The organism is Nocardioides daejeonensis, assembly GCF_003194585.1.
GTDB classification, from domain to species: domain Bacteria; phylum Actinomycetota; class Actinomycetes; order Propionibacteriales; family Nocardioidaceae; genus Nocardioides; species Nocardioides daejeonensis.
This window is the reverse complement of the sequence record NZ_QHKZ01000009.1, coordinates 1-12,290: the sequence shown is the minus strand read 5'-3', so window position 1 is coordinate 12,290 and position 12,290 is coordinate 1. Positions and strand designations below refer to the sequence as shown.

Sequence of the window (12,290 nt, the reverse complement as noted above, 5' to 3'; positions counted from 1 at the left end):
AGCAGAACCCGATGAAGTTCACCGGCGAGAACGTCCTGAAGGCCGATGTCGACCGCGCCTGGCAGGCCCTCCTGGACCCCGCCGTCCTCGTGCGCACCATCCCCGGCTGCGAACGGCTCGAGGCGACCGGCGAGAACGCCTACGCCATGACCGTCACCGCCGGCGTCGCCTCCATCAAGGGCACGTACGCCGGCACCTGCGTGATGAGCGACCTGGTCGACCGTCAGTCGCTCAAGATGAAGCTCGACGGCGCGGGCGCTCCCGGCACCATCGGTGCGGTCGTCGACGTGCGCTTCGCCGACAACGGCGACGGCACCACCACGATCAGCTACGAGGCTGATGCGGTGGTCGGCGGCATGATCGGCGGCGTCGGTCAGCGGATGCTGACCTCGGTCTCGCGCCGGATGGCCGGCGAGTTCTTCGGCAACGTCGACAAGGTGCTCTCCGGGGCCGCCCCGGCGCCTGCCCCGACGGACGCCGCGGCGTCGGCGCCCGGTGCATCGGGTGTCGCCGCGGCGCCCGCGGCTGGCGCGGTCTTCACTGCACCGGCCTCCTCCGGTGCCGGCTCGCCCGACGACTTCGTCAAGGGCGTCGTCCTGGGTGCGGGCCTGGTGCTGCTCGGCGTCGTGGTCGGCGGGATCTTCGGCCGGCGGCGATGAGCCTGTCCGTGGAGTCGACCGCGCGCGAGATGGCCGCTGCGGTTCGCTCGCGTGCGGTCTCCGCACGTGAGCTGCTCGACCTGCACCTGGAGCGGATCGCGGCGCGCAACCCGGAGCTCAACGCGATCGTCTCGATCGACGAGGAGCGGGCCCGCGCCGCGGCCCTGCTGGCCGACGAGGCGCTGGCCGCCGGGCATGAGGTGGGCCCGCTGCACGGGCTGCCGTTCGCGGTCAAGGACACGCATCGTCTCGCCGGCTGGCGCACCACCTACGGTTCGCCCACCCATGCCGAGCACGTCGCCGACGGCGACGACCTGTTGGTCGAGCGGATCCGCGGCGCCGGCGTCGTCTTCGTCGGCAAGACCAACGTGCCGCAGTTCGCGGCCGGCTCGCACACGTTCAACCCGGTCTTCGGGGTCACCCGCAATCCGGTCGACCCGAGCCGGTCGGCCGGCGGCTCCAGCGGGGGCGCCTCGTGTGCCCTCGCGGCAGGCATGGTGCCGCTCGCGGACGGCTCCGACATGGGCGGCTCGCTGCGCAACCCTGCTTCCTTCTGCGGCGTGGTCGGCATGCGGCCCTCGCTGGGCCGGGTCCCGGAGTGGCCGCTCTACAACCAGTGGGAGACCACCTCCGTCGGCGGTCCGATGGCACGCAACGTCGATGACCTCGCCCTGCTGCTCTCGGTGCTCGCAGGCCCCGACCCGCGGGCGCCCCAGGCGTTGGGGGATCCTGGGTCCGCCTTCGCCCCGCCGCTCGGTGCGACGCTGGCCGCGCCCCTGACCGGGCTGCGGATCGCCTACGCGGGGGACCTGGGCGGCACGCTCGTCGTCGATCATGAGGTGAGCGCCGTCGTACGCGGGGCCGCGGAGAGGTTCGCCGCGGCTGGAGCAGAAGTCAGCGAAGCGCATCCTGACCTCGCGGTCGCCGACGACACCTTCCGCACGCTGCGGGCCTGGCACTTCCAGGCGAAGTACGGCGCGCTGCTGGCCGAGCAGCCCGATGCGTTCAAGCCGTCGTTGGCGGCGAACATCCGCGCGGGGGAGTCGCTCACCGGTGCCGACGTTGCGCGGGCCTACCGCCAGCGGACCGCGCTCTCGGAGGAGATGCGCCGCTTCTTCGAGCGGTACGACGTGTTGCTGCTGCCCACCTCGCAGGTGCCGCCGTTCCCCGTGGACCAGGAGTACCCGGCAACGATCAACGGCCAGGAGATGCCGGACTACCTCGCCTGGATGCGCTCGGCGTGGGCGATCACGGTGACCGGATGCCCGGCCATCTCGGTGCCTGCAGGCACGACTGCGGCCGGGTTGCCGGTCGGCGTCCAGCTCGTCGCTCCGCACGGCGCCGACCGCCGGCTCCTGGAGATCGCGGCTGGTTTCGAGGCGCTCGCCTGAGTCGTTTGCGCGCACTCGACCTGTTACTTGCGCGCACTCAACCCGTTATTCGCGCGCACTCGACGTCGAGTGCGCGCGAATCGTGCCTTGAGCGGCCAAGGCGCGGGGCAGAAGTTGCCGAGGAAAGTGCGATTCGATGGCAGATATTGCCGTGGTCTGGGCCACAGGTGGACGGTTGAATCGTCGTCATGAGCACTCCCGCGCACGAGCCGACGGATCGCGGCATCCGGATCGGCATCGACACCGGCGGCACCTTCACCGACGTGGTCGCGTTCGACCACGCGACGGGCCGCATGGTGACGACCAAGACCCCGTCCACCCCGAGCAACCCCGCCGACGGCTTCCTGGCCGGCATCGACAAGGTGCTGGGCCTGCTGGAGGGTGCGTCGTACGACGACGTCGCCGCCGTCAGCCACGGCACCACCGTCGCCACCAACCAGCTGCTGGAAGGCAAGGTCGACGCCCTGGGGTTCATCACCACCGAGGGCTATGAGGCGATGCTCGAGATCGCCCGGCAGAGCGTGCCGGACGGCTATGGCAACTCCTACTTCTGGGTGAAGCCCGACCGGATCGTGCCTCGCCACCTGGTGAAGGGGGTCGGCGGCCGGCTCGACTTCACCGGTGCCGAGGTGCGGCCCCTCGACGAGGACGCCGCGCGCACGGTCGGCCGCTGGTTCCGGGACAAGGGCATCAACACCTTGGCTGTCTGCTTCCTGCACGCCTACGCCAACCCTGCCCACGAGGAGCGAATGCGGGAGATCCTCCTCGAGGAGCACCCCGAGGCGATCGTCTCGGTGAGCAGCGAGGTGCTGCGTGAGTACCGCGAGTACGAGCGCTCGATGACCACCCTCGTCGACGCGGCCGTGAAGCCCCGGCTCAGTGCCTACGTCAACAACATCAAGGCGCGTCTAGCCGAAGGTGCGGGCCGGCAGGTGCCCTTCTACGTCATGAAGTCCAACGGCGGCGTGCTGTCGGCCGACGAGGTCGTGCACCAGCCCATCACGACGGTGCTCTCCGGGCCGGCGGCCGGGGCGCTCGGCGCCGCGCTCATCGCGCAGAACGCCGGCTTCGACAAGGTGCTGACCAGCGACGGCGGTGGTACGTCGACCGACGTCTCCGTGGTCATCGACGGTGAGCCGACCCTCACCACCGAGGGCTCGGTCGGCGTCTACCCCAGCAAGATCCCGATGATCGATGTCGTGACCGTCGGTGCCGGAGGTGGCTCCATCGCGCACCTCTCGCCCGAGGGCACCCTCAAGGTCGGTCCGCAGTCGGCTGGCGCCGACCCGGGCCCGATCTGCTACGGCAAGGGTGGCTCCGAGGTCACCATCACCGACGCCCACGTCTTCCTGGGCCGGATCCCACCCCACCTGCTCGGCGGCGAGATCCCGCTCGACGTCGACGCCGCCCAGCGCGGCATCGAGGACCTGGCCGCGAAGCTCGGCCTGACGCCCGAGGCCTGCGCGGTCGGCATCCTGGAGATCTCCGCCTGGAACCAGGCCAACGCGCTGCGGCAGGTCACGGTCAAGCGCGGCCTGGATGTTCGCGACTTCGCTCTGACCACCTTCGGCGGCTCCGGCTCGCTGCTGCTCTGCCGGCTGGTCGACATCCTCGGCGTTCCCACCGTGCTGGTGCCGCCGAACCCGGGCAACGTCTCCGCGTTCGGACTCCTCACCGTCGACGTCAAGAACGACTACGTGCAGACCCACGTCACCCTGCACGACCAGCTCGACCCGAACGCGATCACGGCAGTCATCGACGACCTGACCGAGCAGGCGCGGGTCGCCCTCACCAAGGAGGGCTTCGCACCCGAGCAGCACGGGTTCGCCCGGACCGCGGACGTGCGCTACTTCGGGCAGGCCTTCGAGGTGCGGGTCGCCGTACCGGACGGGCCGCTGGACGAGGCCGCCTGCGACGAGGTCGCCCGCCGCTTCCACGCCGAGCACAAGGCGCTCTACGGCTACGACTTCTCCGGTGACGACAGCCAGCAGGTCGAGTGGGTCAACCTCCGGGTCTCCGGCATCGGCCCGATCCAGCGCCCGGAGATCCGGCGGGTCGAGCCGACCGGAGCGGACCCGGCGCGCGGCTCGCGTCAGGTCTGCTTCGACCCCGACCAGGGGTACGTCGACACGCCGCTCCTCTGGCGAACGGACCTGGCGCCGGGCACCGAGATCGATGGCCCGGCCATCATCGAGGAGTTCGGCTCCACGGTGCCGCTGCACCCGGGCTTCGCGGCCCGCATCGACGACTTCGGCAACATCATCGTGACCCGGAAGGACGACGCCCGATGAGCGCGGTTACGCAGGAGCAGGTGGGCCGCAGGGCCCCCACTGACTTCCCCTACGACTTCCTCACCGAGGACCGCGGCGCGAGCGCCGATCCGGTCCTGGTGGAGATCGTGCAGGGTTCGCTGGCCAGTGTGGAGATGGAGGTCGAGACCGCCATCGCCCGCACCAGCCGGAGCCCGATGATCCGCGACGCCCACGACTTCCGCGCAGGCATCCACGACCGCCTGATGCGCAAGCTCACCGGCCGCTCCTACTCGGCGCTGGTGCACCCGGTGGCCCGCGACTTCCCCCTCGAGGAGATGAAGGAGGGTGACGTCTTCTTCCACAACGACGTCTACCGCTCCGAGGGCGGCATCGGCCACCTCCCGGACCTCTGCGTGACGGTGCCGGTCTTCGCGCACGGGAAGGTCGTGGCCTTCGTGCAGGCGTTCGGCCACCACGACGACATCGGCGGCGCCGTTCCCGGCTCCATGCCCTCGGCCGCCACCAGCGTCTTCGAAGAGGGGCTCATGGTGCCCCCGATCAAGCTCTGGGACGCCGGCGTGCCGAACCGCAGCGCGCTCGCGATCATGACCCGCAACTCCCGGATGCCGGAGTCGCTCGCCGCCGACCTGGACGCCGAGTGCTCCGCCTGCCTGATGGGCGCCCGTCGGCTCGGTGAGCTCTTCGAGCGGTACGGCGTCGAGACCGTCGAGTCGTGCTTCGACGCGATCCTCGAGCGCACCACCGAGACCTACCGCCGCGAGATCCTGGCCAAGATCCCGGTCGGCTCGTGGGTCTGGGAGGACTACGCCGAGCACGACGGTGTCGAGGAGCCGCAGCTGCACACGCAGCGGATCACCCTCACCCGGACCGCTGCCGACGATCCCGAGGGAGAGCGGCTGATCCTGGACTTCTCCGGGACCAGTCCGCAGGCCAAGGGGCCGATCAACCACTGCGGGGACTATGCCGACGGCGTCTTCCTCAAGAAGTGGCTCGCTCCGATCCTGCGCAACCTGGCCGACACCCCGGAGCGGATGGCGGAGCTCGACGTCAACGAGGGCATCGTGCCGCTCATCGAGATGCGCTTCCCGGAGCCGGGGACGTTGCTGACGCCGATCTTCCCGGCACCCACCAACGCCCGCACCTTCGTGATCCTGCGGCTGCTCGGCGTGCTGGCCGGTGTGGTCGCCAAGGCGGTCGACGGCAAGATGCCGGCCGACCAGGAGACGATCCGCTACACCGGTGTGTACGGCGAGGACCGCGACGGACGTCCCTACCTGATGCGCGAGGTGCTCGGTGGAGGCTCAGGCGGCCGCTACTACGCCGACGGTGAGGACACCATCCACGTGGTCCCCGACTCCCGCAACCTGCCCAGCGAGTTCACCGAGTCACGGTTCCCGTTCCTCGTCGAGTCGCTGACCCTCGCTGTCGACTCCGGCGGCGCGGGCACCTACCGGGGCGGCCTCGGCTACGAGAAGCACATCCGGATGCTCAAGGACGCCCACTTCATGTCGATCGCCGACCGCTCGATCCTGGCCTGCTGGGGCGTCAAGGGCGGCAAGGCCGGACGTCCGTTCGAGGTCACCATCGATCCGGGCGGCCCGAACGAGCGGGAGGTCGACGCGTTGGCCGACGCCGAGGAGGTCAAGGCCGGCGAGGTGATCCGGATCCGCACCACCGGCGGTGGTGGCTGGGGCGACCCGCTGAAGCGCGACCCCGAGCTGGTCGTGCGGGACGTGGTCTGGCGCAAGGTCTCGCCCGAGGCGGCACTTGCCGACTACGGCGTGGTGCTCACCGGCTCGCTCGACGACGACACCTTGGGGTACGACGCCGCTGCGACCACCGCCGAGCGAGCCGGCCGACCGGCGTGGGAGGCCGACGACGACGCGTTCTTCGACCGCGGTCCGGGCTACGCCCAGCTTGCCGGCGGCGCGACCCGGGCGGACGTGGACGTCCGCTGACCCGGTGATGATCAACACGACGAGCACCGCGACGACGGAGGGATCCGTCGTCGCGGTGCTCGGTGCTTCGGGCAAGACCGGGCAGGCGGTCACTGCGGCGCTCGTCTCGCGAGGGCTCGGGGTGCGCGGTCTGGGCCGCGCCGACCTGGCTGCTCCCGGGGGCCTCCGGGCCGCGTTGAGCGGCTGCGCGGCGCTCTACCTGCTCGCTCCCAACATGCATCCGGACGAGGTCGGCTACACCGGGGGCGCCCTCGAGGCGGCCTCGGCCGCAGGCGTGACCAAGGTCGTCTACCACTCGGTGGCGACGCCCTTCGCGCCCTCGATGCCGCACCATCTGGCCAAGGCGCACTCCGAGGACCTGGTCCGTCGCAGTGGGCTGGACTGGACGATCCTCCAGCCCGGCGCCTACCTGCAGAACTTCCTTCCGGCGTTGCGTGCCGAGCCGCCTGCGCTGACCGTGCCCTACGCCGTCGACCTGCCCTTCGGGTTCGCGGACCTTGCCGACGTCGGGGCGATGGCGGCCGAGATCCTGGCAGCGCCCGACGGCCACAGCGGTGCCACCTACGAGGTGGCCGGGCCGGCGCTGGCGACTGTCCGCGACGTGGCGAGCGCCGCCGGCCGGGTGCTGGGCCGGGAGGTCGAGTGCCGGCGTACGGATGCGGGGGAGTGGGCCTCCGGTCCGGGCGCCACACTCCCGGCGCGGGAGCGTGACTGGCTGCTGCGGATGTTCGACCACTACGACCACTACGGTCTGCCGGTCGGCGGCCGGGGGGTCCGGGCGGTCCTGGGCCGTGACCCGTTGCCGCTGGACGACATCCTCCGCCGCGACCTCTGACCCGTAGGCAATAAGTGCCGAGGAACCGGCGTGGGTCTGGCCGAAGTTGACGGTGATCGGGCGTGACCCACGCCACTAACTTGGCGTCATGAGAGTACTCATGGCACTGGGCGGAAACGCCATGACCAATGCCGAGGGGCGAGCCCGTCCCGAGGACCAGATCGCGGCAGCGGAGACGGCGATGGCGGCCGTGGCCGGGCTGCTGGAGCACGACCACGACGTGGTCGTCACGCACGGCAACGGACCCCAGGTCGGCAACCTGCTGGTCAAGAACGAGCTCGCCGCCCAGGTGGTGCCGCCGGTCCCGCTGGACTGGTGCGGGGCCCAGACCCAGGCCACCCTCGGGCTCATCCTGATGGATGCGCTCGACGCCGAGCTGGCTCGCCGTCATGTCTCCCGCCGTACGGCGACCCTGGTCACCCGCGCACGGGTGGACGCCGCGGACCCCGGGTTCACCCATCCGACCAAGCCCATCGGGCGGCACCTGCCGGCCGAGGAGGCGCAGGTGCTCATCGACCACGGCGAGACCTGGCAGGACATGGGTGCGAAGGGGTGGCGCCGCGTGGTCGCCTCCCCGGCGCCCCTGGAGATCATCGACGCGCCGGCCGCGCTGGCGTTGATCGAGGCCGGCTTCGTCGTCATTGCCAACGGCGGCGGCGGCATCCCCGTGGTGCGCCGTGAGGACGGTTCGTTGACGGGGGTCCCGGCAGTGATCGACAAGGACCTCGGTGCCGAGCTCTTCGCCCGCGTGGTGGGTGCCGACGTGCTCGTGATCGCCACCGATGTGCCGCAGGCCGTGCTGCGGTTCGGTACCCCTGAGGCGGAGCCGGTCGGGGAGGTCACGCTCTCCCAGATGCGTGCCTATGCCGCGGAGGGACACTTCGGCTCCGGCTCGATGGGGCCGAAGGTTGACGCGGTCTGCAGGTTCGTCGAGGCCACCGGCCAGGTCGGCATCATCACCAGCCTCTCCGCCATCACCGACGCTGTGCACGGCCAGGCCGGCACCCGCGTCGTCCCCGATCCCTGATTCCCCTACTTCTGACCCCGTCGAGACATCGCTCGCACAACCGAAAGGAACACTCCATGCCTTCTGCCATTGAGGTGCGCAAGGTCCCGATCCACTCCGTTGCGGACGCCTCGGAGCTGGCCAAGCTGATCGACGACGGCGTGATGGCCGCCGAGCGCGTGATTGCCATCATCGGCAAGACCGAGGGCAACGGCGGCGTCAACGACTACACGCGGATCATCGCCGACCGTGCGTTCCGCGAGGTGCTCATCGAGAAGGGGGCACCCGAGGAGCAGGTCCGCCAGGTGCCGATCGTCTGGTCCGGTGGCACCGACGGTGTCATCAGCCCGCACGCGACGATCTTCGCGACCACTGACGCCGAGCCGAGTGACGAGCTGCGGCTGACCGTCGGCTTCGCCATGAGCGAGCCGATCCTGCCGGAGGAGATCGGCTACGTCGCGATGATCGAGAAGGTCGCGGCCGGGGTGAAGGTGGCGATGGAGCGGGCCGGCATCACCGACCCTGCCGACGTGCACTACGTGCAGACCAAGACGCCGCTGTTGACGATCCACACGATCCGCGACGCCAAGTCGCGCGGCAAGGAGGTGTGGACCGAGCACACCCACGAGTCGATGGATCTCTCCAACGGCGTCACCGGACTCGGCATCGCCGTCGCGCTCGGAGAGATCGAGATGCCGACCGACGCCGACGTGATGAACAGCCGTGACCTCTACTCCTCGGTCGCCTCGTGCTCCTCGGGGGTGGAGCTCGACCAGGCCCAGATCGTGGTGGTCGGCAACGCTCGCGGCGTCGGCGGCAAGTACCGGATCGGTCACTCGGTGATGAAGGACGCGCTCGACGCTGACGGCATCTGGGAGGCGATCAAGGACGCCGGCCTCGACCTGCCCGAGCGCCCACGTACCTCGGACCTCGACGGCCGCCTGGTCAACGTCTTCCTCAAGTGCGAGGCGTCCCAGTCCGGCGAGGTGCGCGGCCGTCGCAACGCCATGCTCGACGACTCCGACGTGCACTGGCACCGTCAGATCAAGTCCTGCGTCGGTGGCGTGACCGCTGCCGTCACCGGAGACCCGGCGGTCTTCGTCTCGGTCTCCGCGGCGCACCAGGGGCCCGAGGGTGGCGGCCCGGTGGCCGCGATCGTCGACATGTCCTGACGGCGTACGCACAGACCCCGTGGGGATGAGGTGAGGAGAGGGCGGGCCGGATTCACGGTCCGCCCTCTCGGCCGTCCGGCTAGCTCGGCCAGGCCACCGAGAAGTACTGCGTCTCGAGGTACTCGCGGATGCCTTCGTGGGCACCCTCCCGACCGATCCCGCTCTGCTTGACGCCCCCGAACGGGGCCGCGGGATCGGAGACCAGGCCGCGGTTGATGCCGACCATCCCGGCCTCGACCCGCTCGGCGAAGGGGAGCGCCCAACCCAGCTCGCCGTAGACATAGGCGGAGAGCCCGAACTCGGTGCCGTTGACCAGGGCAAGCACCTCCGCGTCGTCATGCCAGGTGACGACGGGCGCGACGGGGCCGAAGATCTCCTCGCTGAGCAGCGGGGAGTCCGCTGGTACGTCGGCGACCAGCGTCGGCGGATAGAAGTGGCCCGCTCCGTCTGGACAGCTGCCTTGGTGGGCGATCCGCGCACCGGCAGCGGTCGCCTCCGACACCAGCGCGGTCACCTTCTGTTGTGCCTGTGCGGTGATCAGCGGACCGATCTGGCTGTCGTCGAACGCCGGTCCGACGGTGAGCCGCTCGATCTCGGCCCCGAAGCGGGCGATGAAGTCGGCGGCCACTGCCTCATGCACGTAGAAGCGGTTGGCGGCTGTGCAGGCCTGGCCGCCGTTGCGGAACTTGGCCAGCATCGCACCGGTCACCGCTGCCTCGACGTCGGCGTCGGGGCCGACGACGAAGGGGGCGTTGCCGCCCAGCTCCATCGACGTGTTCACCACCCGCTCGGCCGCCTGGGCGAGCAGGCGGCGGCCGACACCGGTCGATCCGGTGAAGGAGATCTTGCGAACCCGGGAGTCGTCGAGCCAGGCACTCACCACATCGCCCGCGCGGGTCGTGGGCACCACGTTGACCACGCCGTCCGGCACGCCGGCCTCGCCGAGGATGCGCGCCACGGCAAGCGCGGTCAGGGGGGTCTCGGCGGCAGGCTTGAGCACCACCGTGCAGCCCGCGGCCAGGGCGGGGCCGATCTTGCGGGTGGCCATCGCCGCGGGGAAGTTCCACGGGGTCACCATCGCCGCGATACCGACCGGCCGCTGGGTCACGATGGTGCGGGTGCCGCCGGCCGGCGAGCTGCCGTAGCCACCATCGGGACGCACTGCCTCCTCGGCGAACCAGCGGAAGAACTCTGCGGCGTAGGTCACCTCGGCGCGTGCGTCCGCCAGCGACTTGCCGTTCTCCCAGGCCATCAGGCCGGCGAGTTCCTCGCCCTGGGCATGCATGAGGTCGAACGCCCGGCGCAGTGTCTCGCCGCGCTCGCGGGGAGCGGTCGCCGCCCAGCCGGCGGCGGCAGCCTCGGCCGCATCGACGGCGCGGACCGCGTCGGAGACGCCGCCGTCCGAAATCTGTGTGATCTCGCTGTCGTCGGCCGGGTCGTGCACGGCGAAGGTCTCGTCGTTGTCGGCTGCGGTCCCGCCGCCGACCCAGATGCCGAGCGAGGGCTCCAGGCCGGAGACGTAGGTGCGGAGCGCTTCGGGGACGGTGGACATCAAGCCTCCTGAGTCGGGGATACGAACCAACGCCTGCACCGCCGACAGTACGCCGCAGCCGATGGGCCGTTCCGCTCGTGCACGAGCCACTCGACGTGGGATCATTTCCGGCGTGTGGGGCATCACGGACCTGGGGACCTATCTGGTCGGACTCGTGCTGATCATCCTGTTGCCGGGACCGAACTCGATGTACGTGCTCTCGGTCGCCGCCCGCCGAGGGATTCGCAGTGGGTACGTTGCCGCATGCGGTGTGTTCACCGGTGACGCCGTGCTCATGGTGCTGTCGGCCGCCGGCGTCGCCTCGGTGCTGAAGGCCAACGAGGTCGCTTTCGACGTGGTGAAGTATCTCGGAGCCGGGTACCTCGGATGGCTGGCGTTGGGGATGCTGCGCGGTGCCTGCTCGGTATGGCGACGTCGCGACGCTGAGATCGCCGGGGACGTGGTCGACGCTCGGGTCTCGATGGAGCGCCCCTACCGGCGGGCCCTGGTGATCAGCCTGCTCAACCCGAAGGCGATTCTCTTCTTCATCGCGTTCTTCGTGCAGTTCGTCGACCCGAGCTACCCGCGCCCGGCCTTGTCGTTCCTGGTGCTCGGCACGCTGGTGGAGATCGCGAGCTTCCTCTACCTGACTGCCCTGATCTTCGCCGGCGCTCGACTGGCCAGTGCCGTACGCCGCCGCCGTGCCCTCTCCGCCGGTGGCACCACCGTCGTCGGTGCTGTCTTCCTCGGCTTCGCCGTGAAGCTGGCCCTAGCCTCCGCCGCCTGACCCGAACCCGCCCCGGCGGTCGAGCTTGCCCCGGTGGTCGAGCTTGTCGAGACCTGGTGGTTGAGGCCGTCGAGTGTCGGACCCTGCGAGGAGAGTGGGTTCATCAAGGTTCAGCCGGTGTTCGGGAGGTGGGTGTGATGAGTGATTCGGTCGTGGAGTTGTCTGCGGGTGAGGTCCTCACCGCCGCTACCGAAGAGGTCCGCGTACGCCGGGTTGCCGAGGTGCGGGAGTTGGAACTGTTGTTGCAGTGGGCTGATCTGCACAGCAACGACAACGACGACACCGGCGGCGACGACGACACCGGCGGCGACAACGACACCGGCGGTGACAACGGCACAGGCGCCGGCAGCAGGAGTAAGCCTCGGCAGGGTCGGTCGTCTCCGTGTCTGGTGCGTGTGGGTGGGGCGGGTACGCCGCGGGTGCAGGAGTGGTGCCTGGGTGAGATTGCGTTGGCGCGTTCGGCGGGGTTGATGGCGACGATGAACCTGCTGGCCGATGCACTGGATCTGCGCCACAGGTTGCCGTTGCTGTGGCGCCAGCTGTGTTCGGGGCAGGGGGAGGTGTGGGTGGCCCGGAAGGTCGCGCGCCTGTCTCGTGTCCTAGCGGCTGATCAGACCTGGGTGGTGGATCAGGCGGTCGCGCCGATGCTGGGTACCCAGGCGCCGGGGCGGGTGATCG

At 70.3% G+C, this 12,290-nt stretch carries 9 protein-coding genes and 1 pseudogene; 9 read left to right on the top strand and 1 reads right to left on the bottom strand.

Translation table 11 applies throughout. From position 1 onward, the window contains the following. The first annotated feature begins 11 nt into the window (after positions 1-11). The 7 genes from DNK54_RS18815 to bar all read left to right on the top strand — a co-directional run bounded on the left by DNK54_RS18815 (position 12) and on the right by bar (position 9,294). Positions 12-659 (top strand): SRPBCC family protein, encoded by a 648-nt coding sequence (locus DNK54_RS18815; protein WP_110208554.1) that lies wholly within the window; start codon positions 12-14, stop codon positions 657-659. A gap of 8 nt (positions 660-667) precedes the next feature. Continuing rightward, positions 668-2,050, top strand: coding sequence for an amidase (locus tag DNK54_RS18810; RefSeq protein ID WP_239460189.1), 1,383 nt, complete (start codon positions 668-670; stop codon positions 2,048-2,050). Positions 2,051-2,238: 188 nt separating this feature from the next. After that, positions 2,239-4,341, top strand: coding sequence for a hydantoinase/oxoprolinase family protein (locus tag DNK54_RS18805; protein ID WP_110208552.1), 2,103 nt, complete (start codon positions 2,239-2,241; stop codon positions 4,339-4,341). Next, the gene (locus tag DNK54_RS18800; RefSeq protein WP_110208551.1) at positions 4,338-6,281 is read left to right on the top strand and encodes a hydantoinase B/oxoprolinase family protein; all 1,944 of its coding nucleotides are present in this window, start codon (positions 4,338-4,340) and stop codon (positions 6,279-6,281) included. Before DNK54_RS18805 ends, DNK54_RS18800 begins: the two co-directional genes overlap by 4 nt. A gap of 7 nt (positions 6,282-6,288) precedes the next feature. Continuing rightward, positions 6,289-7,116 (top strand): NmrA family NAD(P)-binding protein, encoded by an 828-nt coding sequence (locus tag DNK54_RS18795; protein WP_110208550.1) that lies wholly within the window; start codon positions 6,289-6,291, stop codon positions 7,114-7,116. A gap of 88 nt (positions 7,117-7,204) precedes the next feature. After that, entirely contained in the window at positions 7,205-8,143 is a 939-nt protein-coding gene (locus DNK54_RS18790) for a carbamate kinase (protein ID WP_110208549.1), read from the top strand. Positions 8,144-8,199: 56 nt separating this feature from the next. Next, positions 8,200-9,294 carry a barbiturase gene (gene bar, locus DNK54_RS18785; RefSeq protein WP_110208548.1) on the top strand — a complete coding sequence of 365 codons (1,095 nt, stop codon included), beginning with the start codon at positions 8,200-8,202 and terminating at the stop codon, positions 9,292-9,294. Between the two features lie 79 nt (positions 9,295-9,373). Here the strand turns inward: bar and DNK54_RS18780 are convergent, their stop codons facing one another. After that, the gene (locus tag DNK54_RS18780) at positions 9,374-10,846 is read right to left on the bottom strand and encodes an NAD-dependent succinate-semialdehyde dehydrogenase (RefSeq protein ID WP_110208547.1); all 1,473 of its coding nucleotides are present in this window, start codon (positions 10,844-10,846) and stop codon (positions 9,374-9,376) included. A 112-nt stretch (positions 10,847-10,958) separates the two neighbouring features. Here DNK54_RS18780 and leuE point away from each other — a divergent pair, with 112 nt between their 5' ends. Together leuE and DNK54_RS18770 are read left to right on the top strand one after the other, a co-directional pair. Further along, complete coding sequence (gene leuE, locus DNK54_RS18775; RefSeq protein WP_110208546.1) at positions 10,959-11,612, top strand: leucine efflux protein LeuE; 654 nt, start codon at positions 10,959-10,961, stop codon at positions 11,610-11,612. Between the two features lie 137 nt (positions 11,613-11,749). Continuing rightward, positions 11,750-12,290: pseudogene (locus DNK54_RS18770) on the top strand (hypothetical protein); the annotation flags it as partial.